This is a genomic window from Kitasatospora phosalacinea, assembly GCF_030268885.1.
Taxonomy (GTDB): domain Bacteria; phylum Actinomycetota; class Actinomycetes; order Streptomycetales; family Streptomycetaceae; genus Kitasatospora; species Kitasatospora phosalacinea_C.
The window spans coordinates 52790-67530 of the sequence record NZ_BSSA01000022.1; the positions used below are offsets into that span (position 1 = coordinate 52790).

General features: G+C 73.4%; 10 protein-coding genes. 7 read left to right on the top strand and 3 right to left on the bottom strand.

Going from position 1 to position 14741, the window contains the following annotated elements:
* Positions 1–124: 124 nt before the first annotated feature.
* Positions 125–1240 (bottom strand): trypsin-like serine peptidase, encoded by a 1116-nt coding sequence (locus QSK52_RS26925; protein ID WP_285738752.1) that lies wholly within the window; start codon positions 1238–1240, stop codon positions 125–127.
* 255 nt (positions 1241–1495) lie between these two features.
* On the opposite strand from QSK52_RS26925, the gene QSK52_RS26930 reads away from it, so the two are divergent.
* The 5 genes from QSK52_RS26930 to QSK52_RS26950 are packed head-to-tail and all read left to right on the top strand — an operon-like array spanning position 1496 to position 9060.
* Positions 1496–3262 carry an IucA/IucC family protein gene (locus QSK52_RS26930; protein WP_285738753.1) on the top strand — a complete coding sequence of 589 codons (1767 nt, stop codon included), beginning with the start codon at positions 1496–1498 and terminating at the stop codon, positions 3260–3262.
* Positions 3259–3825, top strand: coding sequence for a GNAT family N-acetyltransferase (locus QSK52_RS26935; protein ID WP_435053381.1), 567 nt, complete (start codon positions 3259–3261; stop codon positions 3823–3825). The genes QSK52_RS26930 and QSK52_RS26935 overlap by 4 nt, the downstream gene beginning before the upstream one ends.
* Positions 3822–5195, top strand: a complete 1374-nt coding sequence (locus tag QSK52_RS26940; protein WP_285738754.1) for a lysine N(6)-hydroxylase/L-ornithine N(5)-oxygenase family protein — start codon at positions 3822–3824, stop codon at positions 5193–5195. Before QSK52_RS26935 ends, QSK52_RS26940 begins: the two co-directional genes overlap by 4 nt.
* Positions 5179–6957, top strand: a complete 1779-nt coding sequence (locus QSK52_RS26945; RefSeq protein WP_435053382.1) for an IucA/IucC family protein — start codon at positions 5179–5181, stop codon at positions 6955–6957. The genes QSK52_RS26940 and QSK52_RS26945 overlap by 17 nt, the downstream gene beginning before the upstream one ends.
* Positions 6958–6969: 12 nt before the next feature.
* A complete protein-coding gene (locus QSK52_RS26950) occupies positions 6970–9060 on the top strand; it encodes an ATP-dependent DNA helicase (protein ID WP_285738755.1) in 2091 nt (696 codons plus the stop codon).
* A gap of 43 nt (positions 9061–9103) precedes the next feature.
* Here QSK52_RS26950 and QSK52_RS26955 read toward each other — a convergent pair whose 3' ends face one another.
* Together QSK52_RS26955 and lexA are read right to left on the bottom strand one after the other, a co-directional pair.
* Positions 9104–9766 (bottom strand): hypothetical protein, encoded by a 663-nt coding sequence (locus QSK52_RS26955; RefSeq protein WP_285738756.1) that lies wholly within the window; start codon positions 9764–9766, stop codon positions 9104–9106.
* Between the two features lie 235 nt (positions 9767–10001).
* Complete coding sequence (gene lexA / locus QSK52_RS26960) at positions 10002–10727, bottom strand: transcriptional repressor LexA (protein ID WP_285738817.1); 726 nt, start codon at positions 10725–10727, stop codon at positions 10002–10004.
* A gap of 438 nt (positions 10728–11165) precedes the next feature.
* On the opposite strand from lexA, the gene nrdR reads away from it, so the two are divergent.
* Both nrdR and QSK52_RS26970 read left to right on the top strand, forming a co-directional pair.
* On the top strand, positions 11166–11642 hold the full coding sequence (gene nrdR / locus QSK52_RS26965) for a transcriptional regulator NrdR (RefSeq protein WP_285738757.1): 477 nt from the start codon (positions 11166–11168) through the stop codon (positions 11640–11642).
* 182 nt (positions 11643–11824) lie between these two features.
* Positions 11825–14704, top strand: a complete 2880-nt coding sequence (locus QSK52_RS26970) for a vitamin B12-dependent ribonucleotide reductase (RefSeq protein WP_285738758.1) — start codon at positions 11825–11827, stop codon at positions 14702–14704.
* Positions 14705–14741 lie beyond the last annotated feature (37 nt).

Sequence of the window (14741 nt, forward strand, 5' to 3'; positions counted from 1 at the left end):
TGTCCCCCGTGTTCGGTGAGCGGGTCGGAAACGGATCGGAGGCGGGCCGGGACGCCTGCGGGGCGGCCGCCTCCGGGTCGTGCGGGCCGGGCGGGCCGGGTGGGGGCGCCGCGCGGTCGTGCGGTCAGGACCGGGAGATGTAGGCGAGCGCCTGGCGGGCCGTCTCCTCCAGGTAGGGGCCGTTCAGCGCGGTGTGCGCCTGGCTGCCGATCGAGGTGTTGCTGACCAGCCGCTGGCGGCCGTCCGGACCGTCGGCGAACCAGCCGCCGCCCGAGGCCCCGGCCGTCATGGTGCAGCCGATCACCAGCATCGGCGGGCGGGACGCGTCGAAGCTGCGCGAGCCCGGACGGCCGGAGTCGCAGCGCTCCAACTCCTGCCCGTCGAACGGCGCGACGGCCGGGTACCCCCAGGCCTGGATCGCCAACTGCTCGCGCGGGGCGTCGAACCAGACCGGGACGGCGGTGCCGATGGCCTCCTCCAGCGAGCGGGTCTCGCCCTCCGGGCCGCGCACCCTGACCACCGCGAAGTCGTACTGGTTGGCGGCGTCCCCGCCCTTGGTGCCCTCGGTGGTCCACAGCGGCGAGGTGATCACCTTGTCCGCCCACCACTGCCCGAGCGGGGCGACCTCGGCCAGCGTCGCCCGCCGGTGGTCGCTGGCCGCGCCGGAGCTGTTGTACGCGGGCACGAACACCAGGTTCCGGTACCAGTCGCCGCCCTTGCCCTCGTGCACGCAGTGCGCGGCCGTCCACACCAGGTTGCTCCTGCCCGGGTGCGCCGGGTCGGCGACCACGGTGGCCGAGCACTGGCCGGTGCCGCCGTTCGGCGCGGTCATGAACACCTTCCCGGAGGCCGGGTAGCTGGTGTACGGGCGCGGCACCGGCTGCGCGGCCACCGGCGGCGGCGCGGCGGGCGGTGACGCGGAGCCGGTCGGTGCGGGGCCGGTCGGTGCGGGCGCGCTCACGGCGGACGCCTCCGCCGAAGGGCCGTCCGGTGCCGGAGCGGGCTGCTGCGGCGGGGCCTGGTCCATCTTCTCGGCGCTCCACAGACCCGGCACCACCGGGTTGCGGAAGTCGTGGCGCTGCGCCCAGCGGTCCCACTCGGCGGCTCCCCAGCGCTTCAGCTCGGCGAAGTCGCGCGGGTTCCCGCCGCCCCCGTCGCCGCCCGCCGTGCAGGCGCCCGCGCCGCCGACCAGGACGGCGAGCGCGGACAGCACGGCCACCACCCTCCGTGCCCTCACCATCGATCCCCCCGTAACGGTCCGTCTCCCCGGGGACAGTCTTCCATCCGGACACGTCGCACCGGCGGGGAGGTGCCCCTGCTGTTGACGTCCGGACACCGAACCGTGATCGTGACGGTCCGTCAGGATGGCGCCCACTCACACCTGAGGGTGAGTGATCGGTCGAAACTCACCGGAACGAGTGAGCCGATCTTGTGCCCGGCCGTGGGGGATAGGTAACCCTTACCGGAAGGCAGTCACGCGGCTCAAGGAGCGGATTTGGCCAGCACCCTCACCGGCGTTCCCCCGGCCGTCCGGCCGACGGCCGGGCACCCCGACCCGGACCCGCTGCTGGACCCCGACCCGGCGGTGGCCGCCGAACACGCCGCCACCGAGAGCCTGTTGCGCTGCTGGGCCCGGGAGACCGCCGCCGAGCGCCCGGACGACGACCTGCTGAGCATCCCGGTGCTCGGCGGCGCCGCCCGGCTGTCCGCGCCGGTGCGGCACTGGTCGGCCTGCGGCTGGCACCGCTTCGGCCCCGCCACCGTCTCCACCGGCGACGCCGCGCACCCGGTCGACGCGGTCACCGTCGCCGCCCTGGTGGCCGGGGCCACCGGCCGCCCCGAACCCGGCCAACTCGCCGACCTGACCGCCCGGGTGGCCGACTCGGTGGGCCGCACCGCGGAGATCCTCGCCCACCGCCGGGCGATCTCCGCCGCGCCCGCGGACGCGTTCCTGCGCGCCGAGCAGTCGCTGCTGCTCGGCCACCCGCTGCACCCCACCCCGAAGAGCCGCGACGGCCTCGGCCCCGCCCAGTCCGCCGCGTACTCCCCGGAACTGCGCGGCAGCTTCCGGCTGCACTGGTGGGCCGTGCACCGCTCGCTGCTGGCCGGGGACTCCGCCACCGGCACCCCCGTCGAACAGCTCACCGCCGGACTGTACGGCCGCCCGCTGCCCGCCGACGCGGCCGCCCTGCCGCTGCACCCCTGGCAGGCCCGCGAGCTGGCGCTGCGTCCGGCCGTCGCCGAGCTGCTGGAGCAGGGCCTGCTCACCGACCTCGGCCAGCACGGCGAGCCCTGGCACCCCACCAGCTCGGTGCGCACCGTCTGCCGCCCCGGCACCCCGTGGATGCTCAAGCTGTCGCTCGGCCTGCGGATCACCAACTCCCGCCGGGAGAACCTCCGCAAGGAACTGCACCGCGGCACCGAGGTGCACCGGCTGCTGGAAGCCGGCCTGGCCGAGCGGTGGCGGGCCGCCCACCCCGACTTCGACATCGTCCGCGACCCGGCCTGGATCGGCGTCGACCACCCCGCCCTCGCCGACCCCAACGGCCTGGACACCGTGCTGCGGCAGATGCCGTTCGGCCCCGCCGACCGGGCGCTGTGCGTGGCCGGGCTGGTCGCCGAACAGCCCGTGGGCCGCGGCCGGATCGGCTCGCAACTCGCGGACGTCGTCGGCGAACTGGCCGCCCGCACCGGCCGCCCCGGGCCGACCGTCGCCACTGAGTGGTTCCTGCGCTACCTGGACGCCGTCGTCCTGCCGGTCCTCTGGCTGGACGGGCAGGCCGGGATCGCCCTGGAGGCCCACCAGCAGAACAGCCTGGTCCTGCTGGACGCCCTCGGCTGGCCCGCGGGCGGCCGCTACCGCGACAACCAGGGCTACTACTTCCGCGCCTCGCACGCCGACCGGCTGCACGCCCTGCTGCCCGCGCTCGGCGCGCACAGCGACACCTTCGTGCCCGACCAGGTCGCCGACGAGCGCTTCGCCTACTACCTCGGCATCAACCACGTGCTCGGCCTGATCGGCGCCTTCGGCTCCCAGGGCCTCGCCGACGAACAGCTGCTGCTGGCCGCGCTGCGCCGCTTCCTGTCCGGCCCCGCCGCGACCGCCACCGGCTCCGCGCTGCCCGCCCACCTGCTGGACGCGCCGACCCTGCGCTGCAAGGCCAACCTGCTCACCCGGCTGCACGGCCTGGACGAGCTCGTCGGCCCGGTCGAGACCCAGTCGGTGTACGTGGAGATCGACAACCCGGTGGCCCGGGCGTGATCCCGGAGACCGGGACGATAGCCACCGCGGTCGGCGAACTCGTCCTGCGCACCGTGCGGTTGGCCACGGACCTGGACCTGCTCACCGGCTGGATGAACGACCCGGACACCGACCGCTGGTGGGCCCTCGCGGGCCCGCCCGGCACCACCGCCGACCACCTCGCCGCCCAACTCGACGGCGACGGCCGCAGCCGCCCCGTCCTGGCCCTGCTCGACGGCGCGCCCACCGGCTACTTCGAACTCTACCGGGCCGACCTCGACCCGCTGGCCGCGCACTACCCCGCCCGCCCGCACGACCTGGGCGTCCACCTGCTGCTGGCCCCCGCCGTCCGCGGCCGGGGCCTGGCCGCCCCGCTGCTCGACGCGATCGCCGCCCGGCTGCTGCAGCGCGAACCCCGCTGCACCCGGGTGCTCGCCGAGCCCGACGTCCGCAACACGCCCTCCGTCCGGGCCTTCGCCCGCGCCGGGTTCACCCGTGCCGCCGACCTCGACCTGCCCGACAAGCGCGCCGCCCTGATGATCCGCCGGCGCGCCGACACCCCGCCGCTCCCTAGGACGACATGACTCCCCACGACGACACGGCGGGCCGGCCGCCCGAGCCGTACGACCTGATCGGCGTCGGCATCGGCCCGTTCAACCTCTCGCTGGCCGCGCTCGCCGACCGGGCCGAGAACGTCGGCGCGCTGTTCCTCGACGCCCGGCCGGAGTTCCGCTGGCACCCCGGCATGCTCGTGGACGGCGCCCGGATGCAGGTCCCGTTCCTGGCCGACCTGGTCACCCTGGTCGACCCCACCAACCCCTGGTCGTTCCTCAACTACCTGCGCGAGCAGCAGCGGCTGTTCCCGTTCTACTTCAGCGAGCGCTTCCACCTGCCCCGCCGCGAGTACGAGCACTACTGCCGCTGGGCCGCCGACCGGCTCCCCAACTGCCGCTTCGGCCGCCCCGTCACCGCCGTCCACTGGGACGCCGAGGAGCGGCTCTACCTGGTGCACGCCGCGGGCGCCGTGCACCGCGCCCGCAACCTCGTCCTCGGCACCGGCACCGAACCCGCCCGCCCCGCGGCCTTCGCCCCGCTGCGCGACCACCCCGCCGTCCTGCACTCCGCCGACTACCTGACCAGGCGCCACGAGCTGGACGGCGCCCGGGACGTCACCGTGGTCGGATCCGGCCAGTCCGGCGCCGAGGTCTTCCTCGACCTGCTGCGCCACCGGGCCGGCGACGGCACCCGGCTGCGCTGGCTCACCCGCACCCGGGCGCTGGCCCCGATGGAGTACTCCAAGCTCGGCCTGGAGCAGTTCACCCCCGACTACACCCGCTACTTCCACGGCCTGCCCGCCGACGTCCGGGACGCCCTCGTCCCCGCCCAGTGGCAGCTGCACAAGGCCGCCAGCGCCGAGACGCTCGCCGAGATCCACGACCACCTGTACGAGCGCACCGTCGGTCGCCCGATCGACGCCGAACCCGTCGAGATCCTCCCCGGCACCGCCGTCACCGAGGCCGCCCAGGACCCCCGCGGCGGCCTCGAACTGCACTGCCGGCACGGCGACTCCGGCCGCCGCCACCTGGTCCGCACCGACGCCGTGGTGCTCGCCACCGGCTACCGGGCCGTCCGCCCCGCCGCCCTCGACCCGATCGCCGAGCTGATCGACTGGGACGAGCAGGGCCGCTACCGGGTCGACCTCGACCACCGGGTCGCCACCCGGCCGGAACTCACCGGCGGTCTGTACGTCCAGAACGCCGAGCTGCACACTCACGGTGTCGGCACCCCGGACCTCGGGCTCGGCGCGCACCGCGCCGCCGTGATCCTCAACGCCGTCGCGGGCAAGACCCTCCACCCGCTGCCCCACCGCACCGCCTGGACCACCTTCGAGCCGCCGACCGCCGCGGCGCTCCCGCGACCCCAGGAAGGAACCGAGCGTGCCGCAGCCCGCTGACCCGGCCCTCCACCTGCCGCCCCAGCTCACCGCCGAGCACTGGCGGGCCGCCGGACGCGAGATGCTCGCCAAACTCCTCGGCGAGTTCGCCTACGAGGAACTGCTGCACCCGCGGGCCGAGGGCGACGGCGACCGCTACCTGCTGCGGCTCCCGGACGCCGACTACCGGTTCACCGCCCGCCGCGGCGCGTACGGCAGCTGGCGGGTCGCGGCGGCGTCGATCGAGGGCGGCGACGACCCGCTGCGCTTCCTCCAGCAGGCCCGGCACGTCCTCGGGCTGAGCGGCGACACCACCGGCCACCTGGTCCGCGAACTCACCGCGACCCTGATCGCCGACGCCCACCTGCGGGCCACCGCGCTGACCGCCGCCGAACTCGCCGACCTCGACCACGTCGCCCTGGAGGGCCACCAGAGCGGCCACCCGTGGATCGTCGCCAACAAGGGACGGCTCGGCTTCTCCGCCACCGACGCGGCCGGCTGGACCCCGGAGGCCCGGCTGCCCCGCACGCTGCCCTGGCTCGCCGTGCACCGCAGCCTGGCCGAGTTCCGCGGCGACCCGACGATCTACGACACCGAGCTCGACCCCGCGTTCCGCGACCAGCTCGGCGAGCGCGCCGACGAGTTCTGGCTCCTGCCGGTGCACCCCTGGCAGTGGGACGAGACCGTGGTCGGCCTGTTCGCGCCGTGGATCGCCGACGGCCGGATCGTCCCGCTGCCCAGCGACGGCGACCTGCGGCTGCCCCAGCAGTCCATCCGCTCCTTCTTCAACCTCAGCCGCCCCGACCGCTGCACCGTCAAACTGCCGCTGGCCATCCTCAACACCCTGGTCTGGCGCGGCCTGCCCACCGAACGCGCCCTCGCCGCGCCCGCCGTCACCGCCTGGATCCACCACCTGCGCGACACCGACCCGTACCTGCGCGACGAGTGCCGGGTGGTCCTGCTCGGCGAGATCGCCTCCGTCACCGTCGAGCACCCGCTCTACCGGGACCTGCCCGACGCGCCCTACCAGTACAAGGAGCTGCTCGGCGCGATCTGGCGCGAACCCCTCGGCCGCCACCTGGAGCCCGGCGAGCGGGCCCGCACCCTGGCCGCGCTGCTGCAGACCGGCTCCGACGGGCGGGCGCTGACCGCCGAGCTCGTCGCCCGCTCCGGGCTGGCCCCGCGCGAGTGGGTGGGCCGGCTGTTCGCCGCGATGCTGCCGCCGCTGCTGCACTTCCTGTACCGCTACGGCCTGGTGTTCTCCCCGCACGGCGAGAACGCCATCGTGGTCTTCGACCGGGACGACGTGCCCGTCCGGCTCGCGGTCAAGGACTTCGTCGACGACGTCAACCTCAGCGACCAGCCGCTGGCCGAACTCGCCGACCTGCCCGCCGACATCGCCGGGGTGCTCAACCGGGAGGACCCGGACTACCTCTGCCAGTTCCTGCACTCCGGCCTGTTCATCGGCGTCTACCGTTACCTCGCCCCGCTGCTGGAGGACCAACTCGGCCTGCCCGAGGAGGAGTTCTGGGAGCTGCTGCGCACCGAGATCCGCACCTGCCAGCTGCGCTTCCCCGAACTCGCGGACCGCCACAAGCTGTTCGACCTGTTCGCGCCCCGGATCGACCGGCTCTGCCTGAACCGCAACCGGCTGCTGCTGGACGGTTACCGGGACCGGCCCGACCGCCCGCACGCCGCCGTCCACGGGCAGGTCGACAACCCGCTGCACGCCGAGGTGCGGCTGCCCGCCCAGGCGTCCCGGGTTGTCAGCCCCGCCCCGTAGGCTGGGGGCGTCATGACGAACGACACCACCGAACCCCTGCCCGGCGGCCCGGAGACGGCCGAGCCCCCCGCGCCGGTCCCCGCCTCCCGCATCCCCGAACTGCTGCACGCCGCCGTCGCCGCCGTCGGCGGCGTGGAGCGGCCCGGGCAGGTCCGGATGGCCGAGGCCGTCTCCGCCGCCGTCGACGAGGGCGAGCACCTGCTCGTCCAGGCCGGCACCGGCACCGGAAAGTCCCTCGCCTACCTGGTGCCCGCCCTCGCCCACGGCGACCGGGTGGTCGTCGCCACCGCGACGCTCGCCCTGCAGCGCCAGCTCGTCGAGCGCGACCTGCCGCGCACCGTCGAGGCCCTGCACCCGGTGCTGCGCCGCCGCCCGCTGTTCGCCATGCTCAAGGGCCGCTCCAACTACCTGTGCCTGCACCGCGCCAACGAGGGCACCCCGAGCGACGAGGGCGAGGGCCTGTTCGACCCGGTCGACGCGCTCGGCGGCCCCACCGGCAAGCTCGGCCAGGACGTGCTGCGGCTGCGCGACTGGGCCGAGGAGACCGAGACCGGCGACCGCGACGACCTCACCCCCGGCGTCTCCGACAAGGCCTGGGCCCAGCTCGCCGTCACCTCCAAGGAGTGCCTGGGCGCCTCCCGCTGCGCCTACGGCGAGGAGTGCTTCGCCGAGCAGGCCCGCGAGCGCGCCAAGCTCGCCGACGTGGTGGTCACCAACCACGCCATGCTCGCGATCGACGCGATCGAGGGCGCCCCCGTGCTGCCCGAGCACGGCCTGCTGATCATCGACGAGGCCCACGAGCTGGTGAACCGGGTCACCGGCGCCGCCACCGCCGAACTCACCGTCGGCGCCGTCAACCGGGCCGTCAAGCGCGCCGCCAAGCTCGCCAACGAGAAGGCGGTGGACGCGCTCCAAGCCGCCGCCGAGAACTTCCACGGCCTGATGGAGACCGCCCAGCCCGGCCAGGTCGACGAGCTCCCCGAGTACCTCGGCTACGCGGTGGCCGCCATCCGGGACGCCTGCCGCCAGGTCATCACCTCCCTCGGCGAGACCCGCGACAAGGGCCTCACCGACGAGGACGCCGTCCGCAAGCAGGCGATGGCCTCCGCCGAGACGCTGCACGAGACCGCCGACCGGCTGCTCACCGGCTCCGAGTACGACGTGATCTGGATCGAGCGCTCCGACCGCTACGGCCTGGGCACCGCCTCACTGCGGGTCGCCCCGCTGTCGGTCTCCGGCCTGCTGCGGGAGAACCTGTACCGCGACCGCTCGGTCGTGCTGACCTCCGCCACGCTCAAGCTCGGCGGCGACTTCAACGGCGTCGCCGCCTCGCTCGGCCTGCCCGGCGAGACCAGGCTCCCCGACCACCGCACCCCCGACGGCCCCGCCGCCGAGACCGGGGAGGACGCCCCGCCGTACTGGCGCGGCCTGGACGTCGGCTCCCCGTTCACCTACCCCAAGCAGGGCATCCTCTACGTCGCCAAGCACCTGCCGCCGCCCGGCCGGGAGCCCGACCGGCCCGAGATGCTGGACGAGCTCGCCGAGCTGATCGACGCGGCGGGCGGGCGCACGCTGGGCCTGTTCTCCTCGATGCGGGCCGCCCAGACCGCCGCCGAGAAGCTCCGCGAACGCCTGGACGTGCCGATCCTGCTCCAGGGCGAGGACACCCTGGGCGAACTGATCCGGGCCTTCGCCTCCGACGCCGAGACCTGCCTGTTCGGCACCCTCTCGCTCTGGCAGGGCGTCGACGTGCCCGGCTCCGCCTGCCAGCTCGTCGTGATGGACCGGATCCCCTTCCCGCGCCCCGACGACCCGCTGATGAGCGCCCGGCAGAAGGACGTCGAGGCGCACGGCGGGAACGGCTTCATGGCGGTCGCCGCGACGCACGCCGCGCTGCTGATGGCGCAGGGCGCGGGCCGCCTGGTCCGCGCCGCCGACGACAAGGGCGTCGTTGCGGTCCTCGACCCGCGGCTGGCCACCGCCCGTTACGGCGGCTTCTTCCGCTCCTCCATGCCGGACTTCTGGTACACCACCGACCGCAACCAGGTCCGCCGCTCGCTCGCCGCGATCGACGCCGCGGCCCCGCCGGTCAGGCCCCGCTGAGGGCGGCGGCCCGGGCCGGTGCGCCCGGGCCGCCCGCCCCGCCTCAGTCGGCGGCGCCGGCCAGGCGGCGCATGACCGCCATCAGCTCCTCGGGCGGGACGATGCTCGCCGTCCGGGTCTCCGGGTCGAAGTGCGTGATCGAGGTCAGGGTGCCCGCGCGCCACCAGAACACCCGCGGCGACAGCCGCCCCGGGCCGTCCTCGTACGCGCCCTGTCCGAACATCGCCAGCGAGTTGACCGCCTCCGCGACGTGCCCGTCGGCGAGCGGGTAGAACACCAGGTTGTGCCGGTTCGGGGCGACCAGCAGCACGCCCTCGTCCGGGATCGCCGGACCGCCCGCGGCCCGGACCGCCTCCTCGAACACCAGCAGCTTGCTGGCCGCGAACACCGACTCCGGATGGCCCAGCAGGTGCAGGACCGCGCCGCCCGGCCGGTCGACGGTGTGGTAGTCCACCGGCTCGGCGAGCAGGTTGGCCCGGCCCGCGGCCGAGAGCTCCCCCCAGCCGAGGCCCGCCACGTCCCGGTCGTCGAGCAGCCGGACGCTCTCCGGGCCGTCCAGCACGCAACCCACCAGCAGGTCGGTGGCCAGCCGCCGCAGGTAGCCGAACTGCGGCCGGGCCTCCTCGGGTATCGACTCCTCGGCGACCAGCCGCAGGTACACGCTGCTCAGCTGCTCCGGGGTCAGGCGGGTGGACAGGTCGCTCATGCGCGGTTCCTCGGGGGTGTGCGGCCGCGGCGGGACGCCGGGCACGGTCCGGTCGGTGGCGGCGCGGCTCGGCGAGCCGGCCGTACACCGATCAGATCACGCAACTCCTCGCCCCCGCACGGGTTTCCGACCCACCGGGCGGCAACCGGTGCCCACCGGTGCCCACCGGACGGAAACGGCGAGGTCCGGCCGCGGACGGACACCCGTCCACGACCGGACCCCGCCGTCGCACCCTTCAGAGGCGCCGCAGCACCGCCACGACCTTGCCCAGGATCGTCGCGTTGTCGCCCGGGATCGGCTCGTACGCCGCGTTGTGCGGCATCAGCCAGATCTTGCCGTCCTCGCGCTTGAGCCGCTTCACCGTCGCCTCGCCGTCGATCATCGCGGCGACGATGTCCCCGTTCTCGGCGACCGGCTGCTTGCGGACGGTCACCCAGTCGCCGTCGCAGATCGCGGCCTCGACCATCGAGTCGCCCTTGACGGTCAGCGCGAACAGCTCGCCCTCGCCGACCAGCTGGCGCGGCAGCGGGAAGACGTCCTCCACGGTCTGCTCGGCCAGGATCGGGCCGCCGGCCGCGATCCGGCCGACCAGCGGCACGTACGAGGTGGAGGGCCGGCCCGAGGTCTCCGCCGCGGCCGGGCGGGCCACCTCGACGCCGCGGACCTCGTAGGCGCGCGGGCGGTGCGGGTCGCGGCGCAGGAAGCCCTTGCGCTCCAGGGCCATCAGCTGGTGCGCCACCGAGGAGGTGGAGGAGAGGCCGACGGCCTGGCCGATCTCGCGCATGGACGGCGGGTAGCCGCGGCGCTGGACCGAGTCCCGGATGACCTCGATGACCCGGCGCTGACGCTCGGTCAGGCCGGCCTCGTCGGTGCGGATGCCGGGGGGGCGGCCGGGGAGGGAGCGGACGACGGGGGCGGGCGCGCCGAGCGGGGTTTCCTCGATCGGCTGACTACGGCTCATGGTCTGGTCCATGCTCTCCTGGTCAGTGGTGCGCGCGGAACGCTCCTGCACCGGGATGGCGGTCTTGGCTTCGGCGGTGTGCATGACGCCGGTGGCGCTGGGGGTGGACATCGCTGCGACCCTCTCGTCGGGCTGGTGCTCCATCTGCCCAGCTCAACTGGCCCCTCTATCGAAAGGTTGCGCCAAACACACGTTCGAGTGAATTTATTCGAGGTCGGCTGACTTGATCAAGACTCCGGGTGTAAGTCGATTGCTTGTTCGACTCGAACAGTCTATGGCGCCGTCCCGGCCGCTGTCCCCGAAACTGCGCGTTCACTCGGCGTGGCGCCGCGCCAGCCACAAGATCTAGTGGCTAGTCTCCTCGATCGGGCACAGGTGTTGTGTTCGGGTAGAGTGTTGCGAGTTGTTCGCCGTCGGGTCGCAGGGAGGGAGTTCCAGGTGCACTGCCCCTTCTGCCGGCATCCGGACAGCAGAGTCGTGGACAGCCGGGCCAGCGACGACGGGAGCTCGATCCGCCGCCGCAGGCAGTGCCCCGACTGCGGCCGCCGGTTCACCACCGTCGAGACCGCCACCCTGATGGTGATCAAGCGCAGCGGCGTCACCGAGCCCTTCTCCCGCGAGAAGGTGATCTCCGGCGTCCGCAAGGCCTGCCAGGGCCGCCCGGTCACCGAGGACGCGCTGGCCCAGCTCGGCCAGCGGGTCGAGGAGTGCGTCCGGGCCAGCGGCAGCGCCGAACTCTCGACGCACGACGTCGGATTGGCCATACTCGGCCCCCTGAAGGAGCTGGACGTGGTGGCGTACCTGCGGTTCGCCTCCGTCTACCGCGCCTTCGACAACCTCGAGGACTTCGAGGCCGCGATCGCGGAGCTGCGCGCCGAGCGACCCGCGGCCCCCGAGCCGGTGCCCGTGCCCTAGCCGGCGCCCGCACCGCCGCCCCCACCCGCGTTTTCCGCGTCCCGACGTTTTCCCGTAGTCACCAGCAGTACCCGTGCGCAGCGGCGGGGTTCCCCCCTGCCCGCGTGCGGACGGAACGAACCAGTCGTGCCCGGACTTTTTCGGGCACTTCGGGCGTTTGCCCAGGAGGAGGAGCAGGAGCAGTGACAGACACCACGAGCGGGTCCGCACGAGGGTCGAAGTCGGACAAGGCCGCCAAGGGAGCCAAGGGCCCCAAGGCCGGGCTGCGGCTGGAGCGCATCTACACCACCCCTGGGGTCCACCCGTACGACGCGGTCACCTGGGAGCGCCGTGACGTGGTGATGACGAACTGGCGCGACGGGTCGGTCAACTTCGAGCAGCGCGGCGTCGAGTTCCCCGACTTCTGGTCGGTCAACGCGGTCAACATCGTCACCAGCAAGTACTTCCGCGGCGCGGTCGGCACCCCGCAGCGCGAGTGGAGCCTGAAGCAGATCATCGACCGGGTGGTGCTGACCTACCGCGCCGCGGGCGAGAAGCACGGCTACTTCGCCTCCCCGGATGACGCCGAGGTCTTCGAGCACGAGCTGACCCACGCCCTCCTCCACCAGGTGTTCAGCTTCAACTCGCCGGTCTGGTTCAACGTCGGCACCCAGCAGCCGCAGCAGGTCTCGGCCTGCTTCATCCTGTCCGTCGACGACTCCATGGAGTCGATCCTCGACTGGTACAAGGAAGAGGGCATGATCTTCAAGGGCGGTTCCGGCGCGGGCCTGAACCTGTCCCGGATCCGCTCCTCCAAGGAACTGCTCTCCTCCGGCGGCAACGCCTCCGGCCCGGTCTCCTTCATGCGCGGCGCCGACGCCTCGGCCGGCACCATCAAGTCCGGCGGCGCGACCCGCCGGGCCGCCAAGATGGTCGTGCTGGACGTCGACCACCCGGACGTCGAGGCCTTCATCGAGACCAAGGTGAAGGAGGAGGAGAAGATCCGCGCCCTGCGCGACGCCGGGTTCGACATGGACCTGGGCGGCGACGACATCACCTCCGTCCAGTACCAGAACGCCAACAACTCGGTCCGCGTCAACGACGAGTTCATGACCGCGGTGGAGAACGGCACCACCTTCGGCCTGCGCGGCCGGATGACCGGCGAGGTCATCGAGACCGTCGACGCCAAGGGCCTGTTCCGCAAGATGGCCGAGGCCGCCTGGGCCTGCGCCGACCCGGGCATCCAGTACGACTCGGTGATCAACCACTGGCACACCTGCCCCGAGTCCGGCCGGATCAACGCCTCCAACCCGTGCTCCGAGTACATGCACCTGGACAACTCCAGCTGCAACCTGGCCTCGCTGAACCTGATGAAGTTCCTCCGCGACGACGACTCCTTCGACGCGCAGACCTTCGCCAAGGTCGTCGAGCTGGTCATCACCGCGATGGACATCTCCATCTGCTTCGCCGACTTCCCGACCGAGAAGATCGCCGAGACCACCCGCGCCTACCGCCAGCTCGGCATCGGCTACGCCAACCTCGGCGCCCTGCTGATGGCCACCGGCCACGCCTACGACTCGGAGGGCGGCCGCGCCCTGGCGGGCGCGATCACCTCGCTGATGACCGGCACCGCCTACCGCCGCTCCGCCGAACTCGCCGCCGTGGTCGGCCCGTACGACGGCTACGCCCGCAACGCCGCCCCGCACCGCCGGGTCATGCAGCAGCACGCGGACGCCTCGGCCGCCGTCGCCCCGCTGGACGACCTGGACGCCCCGGTCTGGGCGGTCGCCAACGACACCTGGGCCGATGTGGTCCGCCTCGGCGAGCAGAACGGTTTCCGCAACGCGCAGGCCTCGGTGCTGGCCCCGACCGGCACCATCGGCCTGATGATGGACTGCGACACCACCGGCGTCGAACCCGACCTCGCCCTGGTCAAGTTCAAGAAGCTGGTCGGCGGCGGCTCGATGCAGATCGTCAACGGCACCGTCCCGCGCGCCCTCAAGCGCCTGGGCTACCAGGACGAGCAGATCGAGGCGATCGTCGCGCACATCGCCGAGCACGGGAACGTCATCGACGCGCCCGGCCTCAAGGCCGCCCACTACGAGGTGTTCGACTGCGCGATGGGCGAGCGGTCGATCTCCCCGATGGGCCACGTCCGGATGATGGCCGCGATCCAGCCGTGGATCTCCGGCGCCATCTCCAAGACCGTCAACATGCCGGAGAACGCCACCGTCGAGGACGTCGAGGAGATCTACTTCGAGGCGTGGAAGCTCGGCGTCAAGGCGCTGGCGATCTACCGCGACAACTGCAAGGTCGGCCAGCCGCTCTCGGCCAAGACCAAGGCCCCGGCCGCGGCCGCCGTCGAGGCCCCGGCGGTCGAGAAGGCCGTCGAGAAGGTCGTCGAGTACCGGCCGACCCGCAAGCGCCTGCCCAAGGGCCGCCCCGGCATCACCACCTCCTTCACGGTCGGCGGCGCCGAGGGCTACATGACCGCCAACTCCTACCCGGACGACGGCCTCGGCGAGGTCTTCCTCAAGATGTCCAAGCAGGGCTCGACCCTCGCGGGCATGATGGACGCCTTCTCCATCGCCGTCTCGGTCGGCCTGCAGTACGGCGTCCCGCTGGAGACGTACGTCGCCAAGTTCACCAACATGCGCTTCGAGCCGGCCGGCCTGACCGACGACCCGGACGTGCGGATGGCGCAGTCCATCGTCGACTACATCTTCCGCCGCCTGGCCCTCGACTTCCTGCCCTTCGAGACCCGCTCCGCGCTGGGCATCCACTCCGTCGAGGAGCGCACCCGGCACCTGGAGACCGGCTCCTACGAGCCGATCGAGGACGACGTCGACATCGAGTCGCTGGCCCAGTCCGCCCCGCTCACCCCGGAGAAGCCGCACGTCGCCCTCCCGCTGGTCGAGCAGCCCAAGGCCGCCCCGGCCGCGCACAACTCGACCGAACTCGCCGAGATCCGCCTCGGCCTGAACGCCGACGCCCCGCTCTGCTTCTCCTGCGGCACCAAGATGCGCCGCGCGGGCAGCTGCTACCTCTGCGAGGGCTGCGGCTCCACCAGCGGCTGCAGCTGACGCACCGCCGCCGCACGCCGACGCCCGGGGCGCCCAC

Coding starts and splice junctions, on each gene's coding strand:
- QSK52_RS26955 (WP_285738756.1), bottom strand. CDS start 9,766: ATGAGCGACCTGTCCACCCGCCTGACCCCGGAGCAGCTGAGCAGCGTG.
- lexA (WP_285738817.1), bottom strand. CDS start 10,727: ATGAGCCGTAGTCAGCCGATCGAGGAAACCCCGCTCGGCGCGCCCGCC.
- QSK52_RS26940 (WP_285738754.1), top strand. CDS start 3,822: ATGACTCCCCACGACGACACGGCGGGCCGGCCGCCCGAGCCGTACGAC.
- QSK52_RS26925 (WP_285738752.1), bottom strand. CDS start 1,240: ATGGTGAGGGCACGGAGGGTGGTGGCCGTGCTGTCCGCGCTCGCCGTC.
- QSK52_RS26950 (WP_285738755.1), top strand. CDS start 6,970: ATGACGAACGACACCACCGAACCCCTGCCCGGCGGCCCGGAGACGGCC.